This window comes from Micromonospora sp. DT47, from assembly GCF_049844475.1.
Classification (GTDB): domain Bacteria; phylum Actinomycetota; class Actinomycetes; order Mycobacteriales; family Micromonosporaceae; genus Micromonospora.
Genome location: NZ_JBNCLC010000009.1, coordinates 81139 through 104319, shown reverse-complemented (window position 1 = coordinate 104319; position 23181 = coordinate 81139). Strand labels below are relative to the sequence as shown.

The following is a 23181-nucleotide window of genomic DNA, read 5'->3' as shown; positions in this document are numbered from 1 at the left end:
CTACCCCAGCTCTCCCGGCACGAGCACCGTCGCCGAGCCCGGCAGCGTCGTCACCACCCGGCGCTCGGCGGTGGCCGGGTCGACGGCGACCAGCTCGCTGCGATCCCTGCTCAGGCGTTGGAGCACCACCTCCGCCCCCACCGCCCCGAGGAACAGCTCGCCCGAGCCCCTCTTCGGCGGGGCCAGGTCGATCCGGCCCGCCGGTTCCCCGGACGCCCGGATCATCGCCCGGGCCAGCCGACCCGGCCGATCACCCGGATACATCCGGCGCTTGACCTCGTACAGCAGCCCCTGGTGGCGCCCTGGCCGGCCGAGCTGACCTGGACCCGGCAGTGGGGGCACGACCGCGGCTGGCGGGACTGGCCGCAGCTCTTCGGCCAGTACGCGCCGCCGTCCGAGCAGGACCTCACCCGCGCCCCGCACCTGCGCGCGACGCTGCTGGTGGAGGCGCCCGTCGGGCTGGACGACCTGCTCGCCCCGATGATCGGCCAGCTGGAGGCCGGGGTGCCGTCGGACTCCTGACCGCCCGCTCGGCGGCCATTGTGCAGTCACCACTAGTCGCCGGGGGACGATCACCCGCGCATCGTCGGGCAGCAAGGTCAGCACCCGACGCCGGCCGGTGGCCGGGTCGGCGGCGACCAGCTCACCGCCGTCCGCGGTCCAGCGTTGCAGGAGGACCTCGGTGCCGGCGAGACCGAGGAAGTACTCACCCTCGCCACCCCGGGGCACCACGAGGTCGATCCGGCCGGCCGGTCGGCCGGACCGCAGATCGACCCCGACCAACGTCATGGGGGGCACCGCCCGCGCCCCCTCCGGCTGGCCGGTCGGGACCTCCTCCCGCCGGGTGACCAGAGCCCACACCGCCGGCGGATCGCCGCCGCCGCGCACGAGCGGGACGAACGCGTTGCGGATGTCGCCGGGGCCCACCTGTTGGGTGGTGGCGAGCGACACCGAGCGGGCGGTGCGGCCGTCGACATCCTGAATTGCGATGGTGAGCTGGCTGTGCGGCCGGGCGTTCGGGCCGACGTTGAACTCCGCGGTGGCCAGTTCACGGCCGTCCAGGAATGCCAGCATCCGGCGGCCCGGCGTCCCGCGTAACGCCAGCGGGCGCAGCTCCCCGCCGGGCAGGGTGAACGCTGCGTACGCCTCGCCGGCGCCGGCGTGTTGGTCGAGCAGGACCGTACCGGAGTCGGTCGACCACTGCCGCAACTCGTACCCGCGCGGGACGGCCCGCTCCGTGACCTCGGTAAGGTCGCGGATCCACCACTGCCCGTCTCGGCGCTGGGCGAACCACCGCCCGTCCGGGGAGAGCGCCTGACTGAACTCGCCCATGGTGGCCGCCAGCCCGACGCCGAATTGTTCACCGGAGGCGGTCACCAGGTACATCGGCCGTCGAGGCAAGGCGCCGGTCGCCACGTCGAAGCCATCGGGGTCGTTGATCTGGTAGAGCAGGGCTCCCCGTCCCACGGCCCGGTCGGTGGGCAGGGCGATCGGGGTGGCCGGCGGCCGCAATCGGCCGGGCAGGCCGGCGAAGAGCTCCCGGGTGGTGACCGGGGCGCCGGCCTCGGCGGGTGCCGGGGACTGGGCGGCGCTGGTCCGCCAGATCGTCACCCCGGCAGCCCCGCCGACCAGCACGCCGGCCAGCGCGACCGCGAGCCACCCGCGCAACCGGTGCGGTCGCGGTACCGGCGGCGGTGGCGGTGGCGGTGGCGGTGCCGTGGATTCCATCGTGCTGTCCCCCGATCCGGGCGGTCCCGCCCGCGCACAGCACAAAGGAACCGGACCGGACCCGGTCAACGGTGCGGTCGGATCCGACGCCCGATCGGGGTCGAAACGTGATCTTCGGGGGCTCAGCCCTGGGCGAGCACCTCGCGCAGCCGGGCGGCGAACGCCGCCGGATCCTCGACGAAGCCGATGTGCCCGCCGGGGAACATCGTCGGCGCGACGCCGAGCGCCGTGGCGAGCGCCCGCGAGGTCCGGTCGCAGAGCTGCCCGGTCGACTGCTCGCCGATGCCGACGACCACCCGGGTCGGGCCCGCGCGCAGCGCGGCGACGTTTGGCTGGAACCGGGTGGTCCCACTGAGCATGTGCAGGTACTGGAAGCGCTCGTCCGCGACCGCCTGCGGGTCGGGCTCGCCGCCGAACATCGCCTGGACCGCCTCCTCGGGCAGCTCGATGTTCGCCGAGGCGAGGAACTTGCGGCCGGCGCCCAGCCGGTCGCCGGCCCGGTACGTGGCGATCATGTCGTCCTCCCGGGCGCGCAGCTCATCCCGGTCATCGACCAGGTCGATCAGCGGTGGCTCGTGGGCGATCACGGTGTGCACCCCCTCCGGGTGAGCCTGCGCGAGGGCGAGGACGGTGACCGCGCCGCCGCTGGAGCCGAGCACCGCGGCCGGTCCGGCGTCGAGGTGGGCCAGCAGCCGGAGGACGTCGTCGGCGCGCAGCTGCGGGGTGGAGTCGCGCTCCGGGTCGTGCAGCCGGCTGCGCCCGATGCCGCGCGGGTCGGTGGTGAGGACGGTGTGGTCGGCGGCGAGCAGGTCGGCCAGCGGCGCGAAGGCACCGGCGTCCATCGGCGCGGCGACCAGCGCCACCAGTGGGCCCTGGCCGCGTACCTCATAGTGCAGGACTCCGTCGGGGATTTCCAGGGTCGCGACGGTGACGTTGTCGGCGGATGTGGTGCTCATCGGCTCTCCCGGGTCGTGGCGTGCCGTGCGTTCAGGGTGGAGACTTCCGTCGTACGGCAGAATCGTCGCTTGTGAGCGTGATTTCTGCGAAGGCCGCGGCGCCGGCGGCGGCCGACCTGGCCCGGGCCCGCGCGGGCGACCCGGCCGCGTTCACCGACCTGGTGGCGCCGCTGCGGCGGGAACTGCACGCGCACTGCTACCGGATGCTCGGCTCCAGCCACGACGCCGACGACGCGCTCCAGGACGCCCTGCTGCGGGCCTGGCGGGGGCTGCCGGGCTTCGAGGGACGCAGCTCGCTGCGCTCCTGGCTCTACACGGTGGCCACCCGGACCTGCCTGGATCTCGCCGCCGGCCGCGGCCGTCGCGCGCTGCCGGTGGACCTGGGCCCGTCCAGCGAGCGTGCCGTCCTGGACAACGGACCGGTCGGCCACGTCGCGTGGCTGGGGCCGTATCCGGACGCGGGCCACACCGGCGGTCCGGCCTCGCCGGACGTACGCTACGAGCAGCGCGAGGCCGTCGAACTCGCCTTCGTCGCCGCGCTGCAGCACCTGCCCGGCAACCAGCGCGCCGCGCTGCTCCTCTTCGACGTCCTCGGCTTCTCCGCCGCCGAGATCGCGACCATGATGGCCACCTCCACCACCTCGGTGAACTCCGCGCTGGCCCGGGCCCGCCGGATCGTCGCCGACCGGGTTCCCGCCGTCAGCCAACAGCAGACCCTGCGCAAACTCGACGACGCCCGGCTGCGCGAACTCGTCGCCGGGTACGCCACCGCACTGGAGAACGGCGACGCCGACGCCCTGGTCGCGCTGCTCACCGAGGACGTCACCTGGTCGATGCCGCCGATGCCGCACTGGTACCGGGGGGTCGACGCGGTGATGGACTTCGCGCGGGAGCTGCCGCTGGCCCGGTGCGGGAGCTGGCGGCACCGGTTCACCAGCGCCAACGGGCAGCCGGCGGTGGCCTCCTACCTGCGCCCGCCCGGCAGCTCCGGACCGCACCTGCCCTGGTCGGTCAACGTGCTGACACTGTGCGGTGAGCGGATCGCCGGCATCACCTCGTTCCTCGGGGTGGAGGATTTCACGGCGTTCGGGCTCCCCGCGGAACTGTCACCGCCTGCCGGTGGTCATAGCTCGTAGGCGCCGTCACGGAACGTGAGAAGACCACGTCGTAGTGCAGGCTCACTGTCCGTGCCTCCTCGCCGGAGCGGCGCGCCGCCGGTCAGAGAGCGGACGCGATGGCTTTCCAGGTCCAGCCGTTGCCGGTCCAGCCCTCGGTTGTCCACGGTGGCGCATACCGGGTCAGCGCTGCCGCCACGGCCATCACGGTAGCAATCGTCACGCCGATGAGAGCGCCCCGTCCCACCGGCTTCGTCCTGGGGAACCCCGTGAGCAACCAGCCCACCGAGGCCGTGAGGGCAACACCCGGCGCTGGCGTAGTAGAAGTCCATTCGGCGGGCGAGTCCCTGCCGACCCACGCCACGTTCGCGCCGGCCATGCCGAACGCCACGTGGACTCCGACCATCAGGAGTCTCAGCCCGCCACGAGTTCGACCGAATCCTGAAGCGCGATGCGACCGCAGCGTTCGACCGTGGCCCACACCCCGAACGTCATGTCGTGGTGCTCGGCGACCGTCCTGAGGAGGGTGCCGTGTGCCGGGACGCTCTCCTGCGCGAGGTCGATCATGTTGCAGCGGGTGAGCCGCCGGCGTGGTCGCAGCACCACATCGGGACCGATGCGCACGGCCCGGCCGAGCCAACCGTCCTCGGGGAAGTCACTGCCCGGCAGGTCGACGAGAAGATTCGCCCGGAACCGCACCGGGTCGACGGGCTCCCCCACCAACTCGTGGAGTCGCCGCAGGGCGGCGGTGCTGATCAGGCTCACCGGACCCTCGTCGTGGTGCATGACCTCGGCCTCACGCTCGATGGTCACGGGACGGGCCAACACCTCGCTGACGGCCGCGTGCCCCGCGGGCTCGTCCGCGGCGAAGCGGCGCCCGTCAGGCAGTTCCACGACCGGAACCGAATCACCACCATGCCCGCGCAGCGTGAACAGGCCGGGCATCCGCCGGAAGCGACGCGTGTTCTTCCCACTGCCCAGCTTGCCGTCCACATCGCGCACCGCCCACAAGCGGTCACCCACCAGTCCGCGCTGGTCGAGCTCTGCGGCAGGGAGTTGCTCACCCAGCAGTGATTTGATCGGGTACCTGCGGATCTCGGCCAGCTTCATCGCCCCCACTCTAGGTCGCGAACTCGAGCAAGATCACTGCTAGCGTCCTGCTGCAACTGATCACTCGTGAGTCGGCCGCCCTCGTGACAGTTGCCGCCGGCCTGCCCCTGGCAAGCGACCGAACTGACGCCTGCGAGGGTGCTGCCCCTACCCGGGCTGGGAGATCGACTCGCGGTTGATGTAGGCGACCTGGGCGGCGAAGGCCAGCAGAGCCACCACGGTGCCGACGCCGATCGCGAACCCGGACGACAGCCCCGCGAGCCCGGCCAGCAGCGTGACCGCGAGCCCCACCAGCAGCGCGTTCACCGCGCCCACCATCGCCGCCGTAGTCAGCAACAGCTGCGCCCGCCGGGGCGCGTTACCGACCGCCGCCCAGGTCGCCCGCATGATGCCCTCGCCCTGCACCGCGTCGGCGAAGAAATCGTGCTCGCCGGCCAGCCGGCGGTGGTAGTACGCCCGGATGCGCTGGATTCGCGCGAGATCCAGCTCGTTCTCCACCATGTTCTGCACCAGCCGCAGGAATGTGAGCAGTCCGGTGATCACCAGCGTCGGCAGCACCGCCCCGAGGTACGGCCGGACGAGCGCGGCGTTGCTGGCGACGAAACCGAGCCCGATCAGCGCGGCAGAGAGCAGGGACAGGAAGACGGTCGCCCGGCCCACCGACTCGGTGACGGTCGCGCTGCGCGAGGTCTGAAGCACGAAATGCTCGGTGGTCAGGGCGGTGAGCAGCGCCTGCTCGCGTTCTCCGTCGTCCATGCACCTCACCGTCCGTGGTTGACCAGGGGCCATCGTCACGATACGAGTGTCGAGGACGCACGGATCGGGAAAGCCGACGGTCACGAACGGATACTGGGCGCTAAAGCGGGCACGTACGCCTTGCGGGGTGATCATGAGGTGTGCGATGACGTGCTCGATGCGGGTGCGCTGTGAGAAGTGCCGTTTGCGGGGTGCCTCGTGCGTGGCGGTGACGCTCGGTGGCAGCGATGTCTGGCGTTTGTGCGGCTCGGGCCTGGCAGTGAGCCATTTGCTTGCAAGCGGGCACCGTTTCGGTCGTCGTCCGATAGTGGATCACTTCCAGCGAGGTCTGGAGGTGCCGCTTGTCGATGACGAAGCTGCTCGGCGCGCCAGTTCGCCCCAGCGAACTGTGCAAGCTCAATGCCACAATGCGTGTAGAGGTCGAACGGGTACGGCGTGCCGTAGGCCGGCCGGGGCGGTAGGTCGCGTAGAGAAGCCAGATTGGCCGACGGCACCGATGCCGGCCGGTGTGGCGGATACGTGCTGGGGCTGGAATTCACGGAGGGTGCCATCGTGCCAGTGCCGGTCGGCCTAGCGAGTAATAGTCAAGACCTGTGGATAAGGATTTCTGGCCCACTGGCAGAGGACGCCGCCGCATATGATCAGCTCGTGAACTCCGCCGCCACACTGCATGCGGGCCCGACACCGTCCGCTCCCGCTCTCGTACTTCGGCCCTGGTGCGCGGAGGACGTTGATGCACTGGTCGAGGCGTTCCAGGACTCCGCTTTGCGCCGCTGGACGAGCACGCCCGTGGAGAACAATGCTGACGGGGCACGGTGGGTGCGGGCCCAGCAGCGTGGTTGGGCAGCAGGGGACCGGTTCGGCTTTGCCGTGCTTGAGGCGCAACCCGATGTGGTTCACGGACAGTTGGTGGGCAACGTGGTCCTCAAGGAAGTCGCGTCCGGCAAACCCTCTGCTGAGGTGGGATATTGGACAGCAGCCCATGCGAGGGGGCGGAGTGTGGCCCCGCGCGCTCTTGAGGTTCTCACCGACTGGGCCTTCGACACCTTCGGCGCGGACGGGCTGGAACGTCTCGAACTCCTTCACCAGGAAGACAATCTGGCATCGTGCCGCGTTGCGCAGAAGAGCGGTTACGGGTTCGACAGAGTCCTGCCCGCAGCGCCACCCTCCTTCCCTCTCGATGGCCATCTGCACATACGGCGCACGGAGTCCTGAGATCCGCTCGCCTTCTGCGGACAGGGTGAAGCTGTTCAGGCCGCTAGGGTCTCGGGGCGTTCGACGAGGTGGCCGCGTTCGAAGCGGGCGCCGGCGCGGACGAGGGCGACGAGGTGGGGTGCGTTCACGGCTCGCCAGCGTGCCTGGGCGGACTCGACGAGCTTGAAGACCATGGCGAGGGCGGCGGCCGCGCTGCCGGCGCCGCGGGTGACCTTGGTTCTCAGCCGGACGGTCGCGAAGGTCGACTCGATCGGATTCGTCGTGCGCAGATGGATCCAGTGCTCGGCGGGGAAATCGTAGAACGCCAGCAGCTCGTCGACGTCATCGGTAATCTTCCGCGTCGCCTTGGGCCACTTCGCGCCGTAGGTCTTCTCGAACGCGGCCACCGCCTTGAGTGCGTGCTCACGGTCCTCGGCGTTGTAGATCTCCTGCAGGGCCTTGCGGGCGCCGGGCTGGGCCGATGTCGGCAGGACGTTAACGACGTTGGCCGTTTTGTGAACCCAGCACCTCTGATGACGGGTTTCGGGGAACACCTCCGCGAGGGCCTTCCAGAAGCCAAGTGCGCCGTCGCCGACGGCGAGGACGGGAGCACGCATGCCGCGCCGGGCGGCATCGCGAAGCAGGTCGGCCCAGGACTCGGCGGACTCGCGGTAGCCGTCGGCCATCGCGATCAGTTCCTTGGTGCCGTCCGCCCGCACGCCCATGACGACCAGGACGCAGGACTTGGCCTGCGCGAGGCGGATGCGCAGGTGGATGCCGTCGGCCCACACGTAGACGTAGTCGATGACGGACAGGTCGCGCTCGCCGAACGCCTTGTGGTCGGCCTCCCACCGTGCGGTCAGCCGGGTGACGGTGGCGGGCGACAGCCCGGCGGCGGAGCCGAGGAACTGCTCCAACGCGGGCACGAAGTCGCCCGAGGACAGGCCGTGGAGGTAGAGCAGGGGCAGCACCTCGCTGATCTTCGGGGACTTGCGGCACCAGGGCGGCAGGATCGCCGACGAGAACCGCTTGCGCTCGCCGGTCGCCTCGTCGACGCGCTTGTCGCTCACCCGTGGCGCCTTCACCTCGACGGTCCCGGCCGCAGTGGTGAACGACCTGGGCTGGTGGTAGCCGTTGCGGACCACGAGCCGTCGCCCGTTCTCGTCGCGTTGGTCGGCCAACTCGGCAATATAGGTGTTGACTTCGGCCTCCAGGGCGGCGGCCAGCATCCTGCGAGCGCCTTCGCGGACGATCTCATCGATCAGGGAGCCGTTCGGCGTGGTGCCATCGGCGTTGACTACGCTGAGCACGGGCGTGCCTTCCCGACCCGCGCGGCTACGCGGGGCTACTCGATATCAGTCGATCGATCACTCGGGGAAGGTACGCCTTTCGCGCATCAACCCGAGCCCGATCCACAGGTAATGAGCATTGCTCCGGCCTAGCCAGCGGCGGGGCCGAGCGGACGCGTGCTCACACCTTTCGCCCGCGTCGACGCCGGAGACGACGTGGAGCCCCGCTGACCTATCAGCCGCCCTCTCCGGCTCGTGTGCCGTCTGCTCGACTTCGTCCACAGCCGACGCCCCGAAAGTTTGGCTCGTTCCGACTCAAGCCCCGGAAACCGCTATCAGCAGCGGCCCGGGGCTTCGTCGTATGTCGCGCCGCCGGCGGGCTATCACCGACGCGCTGGCGGCCGAAGGCCAGAGGCGCGGCGGCGGGCCATCGGCCCGGCCCAGGTTCGGCGGCGCGAGCGGCCCGCGACGCGGGCCGCCTTGATCTCGTACAGAAACTTCTCACACGCGGAGAGGCACGCCGCTGTCCGATCTCAGGACCTGCGTGACAGATCGATATCAGGACCTGCGTGACAAGGTCACCTGGTTAGGCCGCTGCCCATTCGTCGGTGACGCATACGGCTTCGAACTGCCACCAGCCCTCCGCCTCGCCACGGAGCAGCGTCGCCTTAATCGATGGGAGGTCTGCGCTCGCCGGCACGGTCAGGGCGACGAGTGGGAGGTCCTTGCTGAACGTCTCGCCCCCGAGGCCGAACGGCGCCAAGCGGTCGTGCACGGCTCTGGCGCTTCGCCCCAGTGGGCCGTCCGGGATCGGCAGAATTCTGACGGTGCAGTTGCCCGACGCCTCGACCCGCTCGGTTGCCCAGCGACGTCCGTCAGGGCGCGTCGTGAAGCGCACGACATCCTCCTCGGCCACGCCATCTTGGAGGAACGGCACGTTGCAGATGCGAACCGTGTCAGGGCCAACGGCAACGCCCCACAACCCTTCTGCGTCGTAGGGAAGCCACCCTTCCCGTGGGACGAACCCGAACCAGATCTTGACGAGCTGCTCTCCGCCAGGCCGGTCGCGATCCGGTGCGGGTGAGTTCATGGCCGACATGATCGCCCATGGGAAGCAGCACTCCAAGCCACCCGCTCTCACGTGCTCTAGCCAAGGGTGTCACCCACGTGCTGAGACTGTTCTGTCACGAACGTCCTGAGACCCGACATCGCCGGCGCCGGCTGTGTCCCGTCACGGGACATGCTCGACACTCGCGTCCCACCAGACGCTTGACATGATCGAGACACTCGCTTGCAGGAGCCTCCGCTCGTCGGGGCATGGTTCCAGGGCGGTCGAGGAGGTTTTCGCGCGTGATGGAGCCGAACCAGCTCGACGCGGCTGGCCGTCGCTTCCCAGTGGGTGCGCACGTCGTGGGTCAGGTGGTCCGCATACCGAGGCCCGGAGCGATCGGCTTGTTAGTTGATCTGGGCCAAAAGCCAGAGGGCTTCGTTGACGTCTTGGTCTTGCCGCACGAGCCGACCGAGTGGCCCCAGGTTGGCACAGTGATGACGTTCGAAGTTCTCCAGCACACGCCAGGTCAGGTCCGTCTTCTTCCTCTCGACGAGCAGTTCCGCTCACGGACGTACCTGCCCACTAGCCTGAGCCACCAGGAGTGGCTGTCCATCGAAATGCGCTTCCCGATCGGCTCCGTGGTTACCGCGACCGTCACTCACGTCTTCACCTCGAACCGGGAGTACGTGGTGCGGTTCGAAGATTGCTCGTCAGCCCTCGGATGGAACAGCCAGGCCCCGAGGGTTGGCGCTACCGGCAGGTACACCGTCACCCGGCATCTAGATCACACTCAACGGGTCATCCTTACGCCGGCCGGCTCAACCCCTGATTGATCGTCAAGCATGTGCTGGGACGGATCTGTCAAGCACGTGGTGGGACTAGGCGCCGACCGCTACCGGCTCACCGTCGACCTGGGCGCCGGCTGCGGCCTCCGGCAGGGTGAGATCTTCGGCGTCAGCCCCGACGACCTCGACCCGGCCCGGCCGGTCCTGCACGTGACTGGTCAGGTCAAGCTCGTGCGGGGACGCCTGATCTTCGCGCCTCCCAAGGGCGGCAAGGTACGGGATGTTCCGCTGCCTGAGTCGGTGTCGCGCCGGCTCGCCGAGCACGCCAAGCGGTACCCGCCGGTCGACGTCACCCTGCCGTGGGGGCACCTCGACGGGCGAGCCGCGGACTGTGCCGCTTTACCTGACGACCCCGGCCGGTACGGCGCTGAGCCGGACGGCTTTCAACTCGGGCGTCTGGAAACCCGCGATCCGCGCGACTGGCGTCCCCGACAACCGACACAACGGCATGCACGTGCTCCGGCACACCTACGCCTCGGTCCTCCTCGACGCCGGCGAAAGCATCAAAGCCCTCTCGGCGTACCTGGGGCACTCCGACCCCGGCTTCACCCTCCGGATCTACACGCACCTGCTGCCGACCAGCGAGGACCGCACCCGCCGCGCGATCGACCACGCCTTCGCCGACGACCCACAGACGCCGGACGGCCTGGAGACGGCATGATCATGCGAATCACGGCCATTCCGGGTGCTCCGCCGCAGGTCAGGGCACATGTGTTGATCACTTGGCGTTGAAGTAGTTCGCCTCCGGGTGGTGCACCACGATCGCGTCCGTCGCCTGCTCCGGCACCAGCTGGAACTCCTCCGACAGCTGCACCCCGATCCGCTCCGCGCCCAGCAGGCTGACGATCTTCGCCCGGTCCTCCAGGTCCGGGCAGGCCGGGTAGCCGAACGCGTACCGGCAGCCGCGGTAGTCGTTGCGCAGCAGACCGGCCAGGTCCGCCGGGTCGTCGTCGACGACCGCACGGCCGCCGGGCAGGGTCAGCTCGGCGCGGATCCGCCGGTGCCAGTACTCGGCCAGGGCCTCGGTGAGCTGCACCGACAGGCCGTGCACCTCCAGGTAGTCGCGGTACTCGTTGCCGGCGAACATCTTCGCGGTGTACTCGCTGATCGGCTGCCCGACGGTGACCAGCTGCAACGCCACCACGTCGAGCTGGTCGCCCTTGGGGCGGAAGAAGTCGGCCAGGCAGAGCCGCCGCTCCTGCCGCTGCCGTGGGAAGGAGAACCGGGCCCGCTCGGAGTTGCCGTTCTCGTCCAGCACCACCAGGTCGTTGCCCTCGGCGTACGCGGGGAAGTAGCCGTACACCACGGCCGCCTCGAGCACCTGGTCGGCGATCAGCCGGTCCAGCCAGTAACGCAGCCGCGGCCGGCCCTCGGTCTCCACCAGCTCCTCGTACGACGGTCCCTTGCCGCCGCGGGCGCCGCGCAGCCCCCACTGGCCGAGGAAGGTGGCCCGCTCGTCGAGCAGCGCCGCGTAGTCGGCCAGCGGCACCCCCTTGACCACCCGGGTGCCGAAGAACGGCGGGGCGGGCACCTCCACGTCGGCGGCCACGTCGGAGCGGACCGAAGCGTCGTGCAGCTCCGGCAGCGCCTCGCTGACCATGGCCCGCTGCTTCTCGCGCCGGGCCCGCCGGGCCGCCAGGGCCGCCTCCCGCTCCGGGTCGACCACCGGCGCGCCGCCGCGCTTGGCGGTCATCACCCGGTCCATCAGGGACAGCCCCTCGAAGGCGTCCCGGGCGTAGTGCACCTGGCCGGGGAACAGCGACCGCAGGTCGTCCTCGACGTACGCCCGGGTCAGCGCCGCGCCGCCGAGCAGCACCGGCCACCGCTCGGCGACCCCGCGCGAGGCCATCTCGGCGAGGTTCTCCTTCATGATCACGGTGCTCTTGACCAGCAGGCCGGACATGCCGATCGCGTCGGCCCGGTGCGCCTCGGCGGCGTCCAGGATCGCGGTGATCGGCTGCTTGATGCCGATGTTGACGACCTCGTAGCCGTTGTTGGACAGGATGATGTCGACCAGGTTCTTGCCGATGTCGTGCACGTCGCCCTTGACCGTGGCGAGCACGATGCGGCCCTTGCCGCCGTCGTCGGCCTTCTCCATGTACGGCTCCAGGTAGGCCACCGCGGTCTTCATCACCTCGGCGGACTGGAGCACGAACGGCAGCTGCATCTGGCCGGAGCCGAACAGCTCGCCGACGACCTTCATCCCGTCGAGCAGGATGTCGTTGATGATGGACAGCGGGCTGCGCCCCTCGGCCATCGCCGTCTCCAGGTCGGCCTCCAGGCCGTTGCGCTCACCGTCGATGATGCGCCGCTTGAGCCGCTCGTCCAGCGGCAGCCCGGCCAGCTCCTCGGCCCGGGTGGCGCGGGCGCTGGTGACGTCCACGCCCTCGAAGAGCTCGAGGTACCGCTGCACCGGGTCGTACCCCTCGCGCCGGCGGTCGTAGATCAGGTCCAGCGCGACGTCGCGCTGCTCGTCGGCGATCTTCGACATCGGCAGGATCTTGCTGGCGTGCACGATCGCCGAGGTCAGCCCGGCCTGCACGCACTCGTGCAGGAACACCGAGTTGAGCACCTGCCGGGCCGCCGGGTTGAGTCCGAAGGAGACGTTCGAGATGCCCAGGGTGAAGTTGACCCCCGGGTAGCGGGCGGCGATCTCCCGGATCGCCTCGATGGTCTCGATGCCGTCCCGGCGGGTCTCCTCCTGGCCGGTGGCGATCGGGAAGGTCAACGCGTCGATCAGGATGTCGGAGCGGTGCAGCCCCCAGCGGGTGGTCAGGTCCTCGATCAGCCGTGCCGCGACCCGGACCTTCCACTCCTTGGTACGGGCCTGCCCCTCCTCGTCGATGAGCAGCGCGACCACCGCGGCGCCGTGCTCGGCCACCACCGGCATCACCTTGGCGTAGCGGGAGTCCGGGCCGTCGCCGTCCTCGAAGTTGACCGAGTTGACCACGCAGCGACCGCCGAGCGTCTCCAGCCCGGCCTCGACCACTGCCGGCTCGGTGGAGTCCAGCATGATCGGCAACGTGGAGGCGGTGGCGAACCGCCCGGCCAGCTCGCGCATGTCCTGGGTGCCGTCCCGGCCCACGTAGTCCACGCAGAGGTCCAGCAGGTGCGAGCCGTCCCGGGCCTGGCCGCGCGCGATGTCCACGCAGGCCTGCCAGTTGCCGGCCAGCATCGCGTCGCGGAACGCCTTGGAACCGTTGGCGTTGGTCCGCTCCCCCACCATCAGCACGCTGGCGTCCTGGGCGAACGGCACCGGGTGGTAGATCGACGAGACACCGGGCTCGGGCTGCGGCTGACGCGCCACCGGCGCCGCGCCCCGCAGCCGCTCGACGAGCACCCGGATGTGCTCCGGCGTGGTGCCGCAGCAGCCGCCCACCAGCGACACGCCGTAGTCGGTCACGAACCGTTCCAGTGCGTCGGCCATCTCGACCGGGGTCAGCGGGAAGTACGCCCCCTCCGCGGTCAGCACCGGCAGCCCGGCGTTCGGCATCACCGACAGCGGGATCCGCGAGTGCTGGGAGAGGTAGCGCAGGTGCTCGCCCATCTCCGCCGGCCCGGTCGAACAGTTGAGCCCGATCAGGTCCACCCCGAGCGGCTCGATCGCGGCCAGCGCCGCCCCGATCTCGCTGCCCAGCAGCATCGTGCCGGTGGTCTCCACGGCGACCTGGCAGATGATCGGCACCCGCTGGCCCAGCTCGGCCATCGCCCGCTTCGACCCGACGACCGCGGCCTTGACCTGGAGCAGGTCCTGGCAGGTCTCGATGATCAGCGCGTCCGCCCCGCCGGCGATGAGGCCGGCCGCGTTCTCCTGGTACGCGTCCCGCAGGGAGGCGTACGGGGCGTGCCCCAGGGTGGGCAGCTTCGTGCCCGGCCCGATCGAGCCGAGGACGAACCGGGGGTGCTCCGGCGTGGCGACGGCGTCGACGGCCTCGCGGGCCAGCCGGGCGCCCGCCTCGGACAGCTCCCGGATCCGCCCCTCGATCCCGTACTCGGCGAGGTTCGGCAGGTTGGCGCCGAAGGTGTTGGTCTCGACACAGTCCGACCCGGCCGCCAGGTACGCCTCGTGCACCCCGCGCACCACGTCGGGCCGGGTCACGTTGAGGATCTCGTTGCAGCCCTCCAGGCCCTCGAAGTCGTCGAGGACCAGGTCCGCCGCATGCAGCATTGTGCCCATCGCCCCGTCGGCGATGAGGATCCGGTCGGCCAGCACATCCAGCAACGAAGTCTGCACGGCACTAGGTTAGTGCGATGATCCGCGCGCCGGTAAGCACCTAGGGCGGTCCCACATTCTGCCGACGGGCGCCGTACCCGTTTCGTGGGCTTTCGCCCGTGCGGCGGGGCGGCGGACCGGCGCGGCCGACGGGCCGCATCCCGACCCGGCACGTAGGCTGGCGGACGTGAAGGACATCAGGGACGCCACCGTGCACGGCGGGCCGACGACCGGGCCGGTGCCCGGCGCCGTCCCCGACGAGCAGGGTGAGGTGACGGCGTGACCGAGTTCGACGGGCTGCCGGTGCTGCGGTCCCCGGTGGCGATCGCCGCCTTCGAGGGCTGGAACGACGCCGCGGACGCCTCCACCGCCGCCGTGGAACACCTGGAGCAGGTCTGGAAGGCCCGCCCGATCACCGAGCTGGACCCGGAGGACTTCTACGACTTCCAGGTCAGCCGGCCGACCATCACCATGGCCGACGGCGAGACCCGCCGGGTCGAGTGGCCCACCACGAAGTTCATGGTGGCCAGCCCCGAGGGCACCGAACGGGACGTGGTGCTGATCCGCGGCATCGAGCCGAGCATGCGCTGGCGCACCTTCTGCGAGCAGGTGCTGGAGATCTGCCACAGCCTCGAGGTGGAGCGGGTGGTGCTGCTCGGCGCGCTGCTGGCCGACGTGCCGTACACCCGGCCCCTGCCGATCAGCGGCAGCGCCTCCGACGCGGAGGCCGCCGAGCGCTACCAGCTCACCCCCACCCGCTACGACGGGCCGACCGGCATCGTCGGGGTGCTGCACGACGCCTGCACCCGGGCCGAGGTGGACGCGGTCTCGTTCTGGGTGCACGTGCCGCACTACGCCAACAACCCGCCCTGCCCCAAGGCCACCCTCGCCCTGCTGCACCGGGTCGAGGAGGTGCTCGACCTGCCGGTGCCGATGGCCGACATGGCCGAGGAGGCCGCCGAGTGGGAGCAGCGGGTGCGCGGCGCCGCCGAGCAGGACGCCGAGCTCGGCGAGTACGTCCGTGAGCTGGAGGAACGGGTGGGCGATGCCGGCATCACGCCGCTGACCGGGGACGAGATCGCCCAGGAGTTCGAGAAGTACCTGCGCCGCCGGGGCGGCTCCGCCGGTCCGACCGCCGGCTCCTGGTAAACCCGCCCTTTCGGGCCCCGGACGTTTGCGACGTCCGGGGCCTTTCGCGTGTCCGGGGTGGCACCGTCACTCCCGCTGAGGCATCCTAGGAACCTAGCTGAGGTGAGGAGTCGGGTCATGCAGATCAACCCAGGGGCGGCGGAGTTCCCGCACCGGCAGATCGCCGCGCAGCTCAAGGCGCAGGTCCGCCGCGGCGACTGGGCGCCGGGCGAGCGGCTGCCGTCCATCCCGGCCATCGCCGAGATGTTCGGCGTCGCCAAGCAGACCGTGCAGCGCGCCGTCGACCAGCTGCGGGTCGAGGGCATCCTGATCACCAAGCCCGGCTCCGGTACGTACGTCCGGGGCACCCGGCGCCGGCTCAACCGGCTCTCCCGGGGCCGGTACGGCGGCTTCCGCGGCTACCACACCGACCTGGCCGCCCGATACCGGCAACAGCTGGTCTCCGTCGGCCGCGCCCCCGCCCCGCCGGAGGTGGCCGACGCGTTCGGCGTGGCCGACGGCACCGACCTGCTCTGCCGCCGCCACCTGGTCCGCACCGAGGACTCACCGGTCGAGGTGGGCGCCTCCTGGTTCCTGCCGGAGGACACCGCCGGCACCTCCCTGGAACGGGCCGAGGCGTTCGGCCGGCCGCTCTACCAGGAGGCCGAGGAGGCCACCGGCCGGCGGTACGTCTCGGCCGCCGACACGATCAGCGCCCGCCAGCCCAGCCGGGAGGAGGCGGAGACCCTGCAGATCCGCCCGGACACCCCGGTGCTGCACCTGCTGCACGTCGCCTACGACGCCCACCGCAAGCCGATCGAGGTCGCCCAGGCCACCTGGCCCGGCCCGATGACCACCCTCACCGAGGAGTACAAGATCCCCGCCCCGGCGCCGGACCAGGACCCCGACCCCGGCCTGGTCCTCGGCTGACCCGCCGGCCGTATCCGAGCCCCCGAGATCGTCTACGGTCCAGCGACACGACACGCCGTCGGTGCTGCCGCTCAGCCGCAGACGATCATGGGCTCCAGTTCAGAGGCGGATGCCGAGGAGGGCGTCCACGGTGGTGGCGAAGAGGGCCGGGGCCTCCGGGTCGTCGGCGGCGCCGGCGAGGGCCCGGTCGGCCCAGTCGTCGGCGAGAGCCAGGGCGCCCGGGGTGTCCAGGTCGTCGCCGAGTCGGGCGCGTACGCCGGCCAGAAACGCCTCCCCGGACGGCCCGGTGGGCGCGGCGGCGGCCCGGCGCCAGCGGGCCAGGCGCTCCTGCGCGACGCCGAGCAGCTCGTCGGTCCAGGAGCGGTCGGCACGGTAGTGCCCGGACATCAGCGCCAGCCGGACGGCCATCGGGTCGACCTTGTCGGCCCGCAGCCGGGAGACGAAGACCAGGTTGCCCTTGGACTTCGACATCTTCTCGCCGTTCAGGCCGATCATGCCGGCGTGCACGTAGTGGCCGGCGAAGGGCGCCTGGCCGGTGAGCCGCTCGGCGTGCGCCGCGGAGCACTCGTGGTGCGGGAAGAGCAGGTCGTTGCCGCCGCCCTGCACGTCGATCCGGTCGCCGAGCAGGTTCAGCGCGATCACCGCGCACTCGATGTGCCAGCCCGGGCGGCCGGCGCCCAGCTCGCCGCCGGGCCAGGACGGCTCCCCCTCGCGGGCGCCGCGCCAGAGCAGCGGGTCGAGCGGGTCGCGCTTGCCGGCCCGGTCCGGGTCACCGCCGCGCTCCGGGAAGAGCTCCAGCATCTGCTCCCGGGTCAGGTTCGACTCGTAGCCGAACGCCGGGGCGGCGCTGACGTCGAAGTAGACATCACCGGTGCCGTCGTCGAGGCGGTACGCGGCACCGTCCTTGAACAGCACCAGGACCTTCTCGGCGATGTCCGGGATCGACTCCACCGCACCGACGTAGTGTGCCGGCGGGATGATCCGCAGCGCCTCCATGTCCTCCCGGAACAGCGCCGTCTCCCGCATCGCCAGGACCTTCCAGTCCTCGCCGTCGCGCTCGGCGCGCTCCAGCAGCGGGTCGTCGATGTCGGTGACGTTCTGCACGTACCGGACGGTCAGGCCGGCGTCGCGCCACATCCGCTGCACGAGGTCGAAAGTGATCATGGTGGCGGCGTGGCCGAGGTGGGTGGCGTCGTACGGGGTGATGCCGCAGACGTACATGGTGCCGGCGGCGTCCGGCCGGTTGGGGTGGACACCGCGCCGCGCCGAGTCGTACAAGCTCAGTGGCCCGCCGTCACCCGGCAGCCGTGGCACATCATGTCCCGTCCAAGACTCCATGACCGTCAGCCTAACGAGCCTCCGGCCGCCGGGGAGCCGCCCCTCGGGTGATCAACGCGACAACGGCTCACATGGGCGGCCAGGGCATCGCGGGCCACTCCTCGGGCGGCAGCGGGAACAGGCCGCCGCCGCGCAGCCGGTCGATCCGGGCGGCCAGCTCGGCCACCTCACCGACGGTCAGGTGCTCGGCCAGCTCCTCGCCCAGCTCACCGGCGACCTGCCCGGCCAGCGCGCCGAGCATCTCGACCGCGTCCGGGGGGAGCTGCCGGCCGGCCCAGCCCCACAGCACGGTGCGCAGCTTCTCCTCGACGTGGAAGCACACCCCGTGGTCGACGCCGTAGAGCCGGTCGTCCGGGCCGACCAGCACGTGCCCGCCCTTGCGGTCGGCGTTGTTGAGCACCGCGTCGAGGACTGCCAGCCGGGCCAGCCGCGGGTCGTCGGCGTGGGCGAGGGCGTACGCGGCGCCGTCGTCGTCGCGGGCCGCGGCGACCGGGAACCAGCGCCGCGGCACCGCCGCGGCGGGCACGAAGCCGACCAGCGGCTCGGTGTCCTCGGGCTCGTCGATCCAGAGCTGGCAGGAGCCGGGGCCGAACGGGCCGTCCCGCAGCAGGGTCGGCGGCACCAGGTCCCAGCCGGTGGCCCGGGAGACGAGGTAGGCCGACACCTCCCGGCCGGCGAGGGTGCCGTCCGGGAAGTCCCAGAGCGGCCGCTCACCACGGACCGGCTTGTAGACGCACCGGGCGATCTGCCCGTCAAGGGTCAGGATCCCGCGCAGGGTCGTGTTGGAGGCGTCCACCAGCCGACCCTCGAGGGTCAGCTCACCGTCGCGCAGCAGCCGGAGCGCCGCGCTGCCGTCCCGGCGCCGCAACTCCAACGAGGTCACCGGTGGTAGCCGTTGTGCCGCGGGCAGAGGTGGCCGGCCGGGTCGAGGGGCTGGCCGCAGAGCGGGCACGGCGGGCGTCCGGCGTTGACCACCCGCTTGGCCCGCTGGATGAACTCGCGGGTCGCCTCCGGGGTCAGCCGCACCCGGAGCCGGTCGAGGTCGTCGTCCGGCTCTTCCTCGTCGTCGTCGTCCTCGTCGTCCTCGTCGTCGCCCAGCTCGACCGCGACCTCCGCCTCGCCGACGGCGATCGCCTCGATCACCACGGTCGCGCTGTCCACGTCGAAGGCCAGGCCGAGGGTCCCGACCCGGAACTCCTCGTCGACCGGGACGTCCAGCGGGTCGTTGTCGCCGACGGCCACGGGTGCCTCCGGCAGCTCGACGCCGAACCGGCGCTGCGCCTCGGAGAGCAGCTCCTCCAGCTTCTCGGCGAGCAGCGACACCTGCACCTTCTCCAGCGCGACGCTGACCAGCCGGCCGCCGCCGCGCGCCTGCAGGAAGAACGTGCGCTCCCCCGGCGGCCCGACGGTTCCGGCGACGAACCGCTCCGGCGGCTCGAAGGCGTGCACCTGGTGCGTCATACCCACGACCCTATCCGGCCCGTGGAAGCGTCGCGCACCGCACCGACAGTGGTTCCGCCCAGGGCGAACGCCGCCGACCAGCGCCGGCCCGCGCCCGGCGGGGCGACGCGGTTCACCCGGCGGCCCCGGCGCCGCCGCCGACGGCGGCGTCGGAGTCCGTCGCCCGGGTGGCCCGCCGGCGCCGCTTGTGTGGCGGCGGCACCAGCCCGGCCAGGTCGCCACCGGTGTCGTTGAGCCGGACCAGGAAGGGCCGCAGCGGGGTGTAGCGGATCGCGGTCACCGAGGCCGGATCCGCGACGATGCGCTGGAACAGGTCCAGGTGTACGCCGAGCGCGTCCGCGACGATGGCCTTGATCACATCGCCGTGGCTGCACGCCAGCCAGACCGCCTCCGGGCCGTGCTCTGCGGTGACCCGGGCGTCCCAGGAGCGGACCGCGGCGACCGCCCGGGCCGCCATCCCCGCCATGGACTCCCCCTCCGGGAAGACCGCGGCGCTCGGGTGCTGCTGCACCACCGGCCAGAGCGGCTCCTTGGCCAGCTTCTTCAGCGGCTGCCCCTCCCAGGCGCCGTAGCCGCACTCGATCAGCCCCTCCTCCACCACCGGCTCGGCCTGCGGCAGCGCCAGCTGGAGGGTCTGCCGGCAGCGGATCAGCGGGCTGGTCACCACCGCCGCCAGGGGCAGCGCGCGCAGCCGCTCGCCGACCGACGCCGCCTGGGCCCGGCCGGTGTCGTCCAGCTCGACCGGCTGACGGCCGGCCAGCCCGCCGTCGGCGTTCGCCGTCGTCCGGCCGTGTCGCAGAAGCAGAAGGGTCGCCACGCCACCACCCTAGGGCCCCGGACCTGCGACGGCCCCCGGCACCGGTGGTGTCGGGGGCCGTCGCGGGTGGTCCCGCCTCAGGTGGCGCTGATCGTGTCGGTCAGCAGCAGCGCGAGCACCAGCGTGCCGAGCGCCACCCGGTAGAGCACGAAGACGTACAGGGTGTGGTGCGCCACGTAGCGCAGCAGCCAGGCGATGGCCGCGTAGCCGATCGCGCCGGCGATCAGCGTCGCCACCACCATCTGAGCGCCGCTGGGCGCCGCGGTGCCCGGGGCGGCGGGTTCGAACACGTCACCGAGGCTGAACACCCCGGACATCACCACCGCCGGGATGGCCAGCAGGAACGAGTACCGGGTCGCCGTCTCGCGGGTCAGGTTGAGCAGCAGGCCGGCGGTGAGCGTGCCGCCGGAGCGGGACACCCCGGGCACCAACGCCATCGCCTGGGCGAACCCCATCACCACGCCGTCGCGCAGCCGGAAGTTCTCCAGGGTGCGGGTCTGCCGGCCCCAGTACTCGGCGAAGGCGAGCACGAAGGCGAAGACGATCAGCGTGGTGGCCACCAGCCACAGGTTGCGCGCGGCGGTCTGGATCTGGTCCTTGAACAGGAAACCGAACAGCCCGATCGGGATCGAGCCGACGATCACGTACCAGCCCATCCGGTAGTCGAGGCTGGACCGCACCGAGCGGTCCCGGATCCCGACCAGCCAGATCCGCGTGATCCGCCAGATGTCCTTGGCGAAGTAGATCAGCACCGCCGCCTCGGTGCCCAGCTGGGTCACCGCCGTGAAGGAGGCACCGGCGTCGCGCCCGAAGAAGATCGCCGAGGTGATCCGCAGGTGGGCCGACGAGCTGATCGGCAGGAACTCGGTGAGCCCCTGGACGATGCCCAGGACGATGGCCTCGACCCAGGTCACTCGCCGACCCCGGAGAGCTCCAGCGCCTCGGCGACGGTGCGCAGGGTCTGCACCCCGCTGTCCCGGTCGGCGACGAAGAGCGTCACCGACAGGGTGGTGACGCCGGCCGCGGCGTACTCCCGCATCCGCTCGGCGATGCGCTCCTTCGGGCCGAGCAGCGAGGTGCGGTCGATGAACTCCATCGGCACCGCGGCCGCCGCGTCGCGCTGCCGCTTGGCCAGGTAGAGGTCCTGCACCTCGCGGGCGGCGTCGCCGTAACCCATCCGGGTGGCGAGCTGGTTGTAGAAGTTCTGCTGCCGGCTGCCCATGCCCCCGACGTAGAGGGCGGCGTACCAGCGGACCAGCTCGGCGCAGGAGGCGACGTCGTCACCGACCACCACCGGCACGGACGGCACCACGTCGAAACCGGCCAGCTCCTTGCCGGCCTTCGCCCGCCCCGCGCGCACCGGGGCGAGCTGCTCCTCGGCGAACTCGGGGGCGTAGAAGACGGCCAGCCAGCCGTCGGCGATCTCGCCGGCCAGCTCGAGGTTCTTCGGGCCGACCGCGGCGAGGTAGATCGGGATGTGCTCGCGCGGCGGGTGGAAGCCCAGCCGCAGCGCCTTGCCCGGCCCGTCGGGCAGCGGCAGCGTGTAGTGCTCGCCGTCGTACGCGACCTCCTTGCGGGCCACGGCCAGCTTCACGATGTCCACGTACTCGCGGGTGCGCGCCAGCGGCTTGGCGAACCGGACGCCGTGCCAGCCCTCGGAGACCTGGGGGCCGGAGACGCCCAGGCCGAGCCGGAACCGGCCGCCGGAGAGCGCGTCGATGGTGGCCGCGGTCATCGCGGTCATCGCCGGGGTACGGGCGGGGATCTGCATCACCGCGCTGCCCACGTCGATCCGCTCGGTCTGGCCGGCCATCCAGGCCAGCATGCTCGGGGAGTCGGAGCCGTAGGCCTCCGCCGCCCACACCACCGAGTAGCCGAGCCGGTCCGCCTCCCGGGCAAGCGCCAGGTGATCGGTCGGCGTGCTCCACGCCGTCTGGTATCCGAGGCTGAGCCCGAGTCGCACTGGTCCTCCCCCATCCGCACCACAGGTCGCATCAGGGTACGCAATACCGGCTGCGGGTCCGATCACCGGCTCACCACCCACGCCCGCGCCCTCAACGACCGGCCCGGGACACGGTCACGGTCGGATCGGCGACGCGACGGGCGAAGATGCCGGGAGCGAGGATATCGGTGACGGCGGGTTCGAAATAAGGTTCACCCATGCAACAGCGACCGCTCGGCCGAAGCGGGCTGGCGGTTTCCCGGCTCGCGCTCGGCACCATGACCTGGGGTCGGGACACCGACGCCGACGACGCGGCCGCCCAGCTGAAGAGTTTCCTCGACGCGGGCGGCAACCTGATCGACACCGCCGACGTGTACGCCGACGGCGACGCCGAGTCGGTGATCGGCTCGCTGCTGGGCAGCCTGGTCCCGCGCGAGGATCTGCTGATCGCCACGAAGGCGGGCCTGCGGCCAGGCAGCGGCCGGCGTCGCGACGGCTCCCGCGGGCACCTGCTGCGCACCCTGGACGCGTCGCTGCACCGGCTGGGCACCGACCACGTCGACCTCTGGCAGGTCCACGGGTACGACCTGGACACCCCGCTGGAGGAGACCCTGTCGGCGCTGGACCACGCGGTGGCCAGCGGCCGGGTCCGCTACGTCGGGGTGTCGAACTTCTCCGGCTGGCAGACCGCCCGGGCGGCGGCCTGGCAGGCGGCCTGGCCGGGCCGGGCCCCCGTGGTCGCCGCCCAGGTGGAGTACTCGCTCCTGGAGCGGGGCGTGGAGCGGGAGGTGCTGCCGGCCTGCGCGGCGCTCGGGCTGGGCGTGCTGCCCTGGTCGCCGCTCGGCCGGGGGGTGCTGACCGGCAAGTACCGGCACGGCCGGCCGGCGGACTCCCGGGCCGCCTCGGCGCACTTCGAACGGTTCGTCGCCACCTACCTGGAGCCGCGCTGCTCCAGCATCGTGGAGGCGGTCGCCACCGCGGCCGGCGGGCTGGGGGTGTCGCCGATGGAGGTGGCGCTGGCCTGGATCCGGGACCGGCCGGGGGTGACCGCGCCCATCCTGGGCGCCCGCACCGTGGGTCAGCTGCTCGGCGCGCTGGAGGTGGAGCGGATGACGCTGCCGGAGGAGATCACCACGGCGCTGGACGACGTCTCCGCCGTGCCGGTGGGCTACCCGGAACGCGACGGCTGAGCCTTTCGTCCTGTCCGCCCGGATTCCGGGCGCCGGGCCGCGGAACGCCGCTCGGAATCCGGGCGCCGGGCCGCGCCGCGGCGCGGGTCACCCGGCAAGGGGTGGCGAAGGGCCGCCG

The 23181-nt window shown here is 71.7% G+C and carries 21 protein-coding genes; 7 read left to right on the top strand and 14 right to left on the bottom strand.

Annotated features, from left to right (window positions below):
* The gene (locus ACLQ2U_RS16275; protein ID WP_425751487.1) at positions 1-1728 is read right to left on the bottom strand and encodes a hypothetical protein; all 1728 of its coding nucleotides are present in this window, start codon (positions 1726-1728) and stop codon (positions 1-3) included.
* 122 nt (positions 1729-1850) lie between these two features.
* Positions 1851-2684 (bottom strand): alpha/beta fold hydrolase, encoded by an 834-nt coding sequence (locus tag ACLQ2U_RS16270; RefSeq protein WP_425751486.1) that lies wholly within the window; start codon positions 2682-2684, stop codon positions 1851-1853.
* 71 nt (positions 2685-2755) lie between these two features.
* Between ACLQ2U_RS16270 and ACLQ2U_RS16265 the strand changes: the two genes are divergently transcribed.
* Positions 2756-3820 carry a sigma-70 family RNA polymerase sigma factor gene (locus ACLQ2U_RS16265; protein WP_425751485.1) on the top strand — a complete coding sequence of 355 codons (1065 nt, stop codon included), beginning with the start codon at positions 2756-2758 and terminating at the stop codon, positions 3818-3820.
* An 82-nt stretch (positions 3821-3902) separates the two neighbouring features.
* Here ACLQ2U_RS16265 and ACLQ2U_RS16260 read toward each other — a convergent pair whose 3' ends face one another.
* The 3 genes from ACLQ2U_RS16260 to ACLQ2U_RS16250 all read right to left on the bottom strand — a co-directional run bounded on the left by ACLQ2U_RS16260 (position 3903) and on the right by ACLQ2U_RS16250 (position 5665).
* The gene (locus ACLQ2U_RS16260; protein WP_425751484.1) at positions 3903-4190 is read right to left on the bottom strand and encodes a hypothetical protein; all 288 of its coding nucleotides are present in this window, start codon (positions 4188-4190) and stop codon (positions 3903-3905) included.
* A gap of 23 nt (positions 4191-4213) precedes the next feature.
* Positions 4214-4909: an MOSC domain-containing protein gene (locus ACLQ2U_RS16255; RefSeq protein ID WP_425751483.1), complete on the bottom strand. Its 696-nt coding sequence runs from the start codon at positions 4907-4909 to the stop codon at positions 4214-4216.
* 147 nt (positions 4910-5056) lie between these two features.
* Positions 5057-5665, bottom strand: coding sequence for a hypothetical protein (locus ACLQ2U_RS16250; protein ID WP_425751482.1), 609 nt, complete (start codon positions 5663-5665; stop codon positions 5057-5059).
* A gap of 480 nt (positions 5666-6145) precedes the next feature.
* Here ACLQ2U_RS16250 and ACLQ2U_RS16245 point away from each other — a divergent pair, with 480 nt between their 5' ends.
* Positions 6146-6880 carry a GNAT family N-acetyltransferase gene (locus ACLQ2U_RS16245; RefSeq protein ID WP_425751481.1) on the top strand — a complete coding sequence of 245 codons (735 nt, stop codon included), beginning with the start codon at positions 6146-6148 and terminating at the stop codon, positions 6878-6880.
* Between the two features lie 35 nt (positions 6881-6915).
* Here ACLQ2U_RS16245 and ACLQ2U_RS16240 read toward each other — a convergent pair whose 3' ends face one another.
* A complete protein-coding gene (locus ACLQ2U_RS16240; protein WP_425751480.1) occupies positions 6916-8169 on the bottom strand; it encodes an IS256 family transposase in 1254 nt (417 codons plus the stop codon).
* Positions 8170-8734: 565 nt separating this feature from the next.
* Positions 8735-9238 carry a DUF4265 domain-containing protein gene (locus ACLQ2U_RS16235; RefSeq protein WP_425751479.1) on the bottom strand — a complete coding sequence of 168 codons (504 nt, stop codon included), beginning with the start codon at positions 9236-9238 and terminating at the stop codon, positions 8735-8737.
* 260 nt (positions 9239-9498) lie between these two features.
* Here ACLQ2U_RS16235 and ACLQ2U_RS16230 point away from each other — a divergent pair, with 260 nt between their 5' ends.
* Positions 9499-10032: a hypothetical protein gene (locus ACLQ2U_RS16230; RefSeq protein ID WP_425751478.1), complete on the top strand. Its 534-nt coding sequence runs from the start codon at positions 9499-9501 to the stop codon at positions 10030-10032.
* Positions 10033-10375: 343 nt separating this feature from the next.
* Positions 10376-10705 (top strand): tyrosine-type recombinase/integrase, encoded by a 330-nt coding sequence (locus ACLQ2U_RS16225; protein WP_425751477.1) that lies wholly within the window; start codon positions 10376-10378, stop codon positions 10703-10705.
* 57 nt (positions 10706-10762) lie between these two features.
* Here the strand turns inward: ACLQ2U_RS16225 and metH are convergent, their stop codons facing one another.
* Positions 10763-14278, bottom strand: a complete 3516-nt coding sequence (metH, locus tag ACLQ2U_RS16220; RefSeq protein WP_425751476.1) for a methionine synthase — start codon at positions 14276-14278, stop codon at positions 10763-10765.
* A gap of 258 nt (positions 14279-14536) precedes the next feature.
* Between metH and ACLQ2U_RS16215 the strand changes: the two genes are divergently transcribed.
* Together ACLQ2U_RS16215 and ACLQ2U_RS16210 are read left to right on the top strand one after the other, a co-directional pair.
* The gene (locus ACLQ2U_RS16215; protein WP_425751475.1) at positions 14537-15406 is read left to right on the top strand and encodes a PAC2 family protein; all 870 of its coding nucleotides are present in this window, start codon (positions 14537-14539) and stop codon (positions 15404-15406) included.
* Between the two features lie 117 nt (positions 15407-15523).
* Positions 15524-16315, top strand: coding sequence for a GntR family transcriptional regulator (locus ACLQ2U_RS16210; protein WP_425751474.1), 792 nt, complete (start codon positions 15524-15526; stop codon positions 16313-16315).
* A gap of 99 nt (positions 16316-16414) precedes the next feature.
* Here ACLQ2U_RS16210 and mshC read toward each other — a convergent pair whose 3' ends face one another.
* The 6 genes from mshC to ACLQ2U_RS16180 all read right to left on the bottom strand — a co-directional run bounded on the left by mshC (position 16415) and on the right by ACLQ2U_RS16180 (position 21894).
* Positions 16415-17653 (bottom strand): cysteine--1-D-myo-inosityl 2-amino-2-deoxy-alpha-D-glucopyranoside ligase, encoded by a 1239-nt coding sequence (mshC, locus tag ACLQ2U_RS16205; protein ID WP_425751473.1) that lies wholly within the window; start codon positions 17651-17653, stop codon positions 16415-16417.
* A gap of 67 nt (positions 17654-17720) precedes the next feature.
* Positions 17721-18536 carry an SCO1664 family protein gene (locus ACLQ2U_RS16200; RefSeq protein WP_425751472.1) on the bottom strand — a complete coding sequence of 272 codons (816 nt, stop codon included), beginning with the start codon at positions 18534-18536 and terminating at the stop codon, positions 17721-17723.
* On the bottom strand, positions 18533-19114 hold the full coding sequence (locus ACLQ2U_RS16195; RefSeq protein ID WP_425751471.1) for a DUF3090 domain-containing protein: 582 nt from the start codon (positions 19112-19114) through the stop codon (positions 18533-18535). Before ACLQ2U_RS16195 ends, ACLQ2U_RS16200 begins: the two co-directional genes overlap by 4 nt.
* Before the next feature lie 112 nt (positions 19115-19226).
* Positions 19227-19931 (bottom strand): histidine phosphatase family protein, encoded by a 705-nt coding sequence (locus ACLQ2U_RS16190; RefSeq protein WP_425751470.1) that lies wholly within the window; start codon positions 19929-19931, stop codon positions 19227-19229.
* A 77-nt stretch (positions 19932-20008) separates the two neighbouring features.
* Complete coding sequence (locus ACLQ2U_RS16185; protein WP_425751469.1) at positions 20009-20845, bottom strand: undecaprenyl-diphosphate phosphatase; 837 nt, start codon at positions 20843-20845, stop codon at positions 20009-20011.
* The gene (locus ACLQ2U_RS16180; RefSeq protein WP_425751468.1) at positions 20842-21894 is read right to left on the bottom strand and encodes an LLM class F420-dependent oxidoreductase; all 1053 of its coding nucleotides are present in this window, start codon (positions 21892-21894) and stop codon (positions 20842-20844) included. Before ACLQ2U_RS16180 ends, ACLQ2U_RS16185 begins: the two co-directional genes overlap by 4 nt.
* Before the next feature lie 197 nt (positions 21895-22091).
* Here ACLQ2U_RS16180 and ACLQ2U_RS16175 point away from each other — a divergent pair, with 197 nt between their 5' ends.
* Positions 22092-23063, top strand: coding sequence for an aldo/keto reductase (locus ACLQ2U_RS16175; RefSeq protein WP_425751467.1), 972 nt, complete (start codon positions 22092-22094; stop codon positions 23061-23063).
* Positions 23064-23181 lie beyond the last annotated feature (118 nt).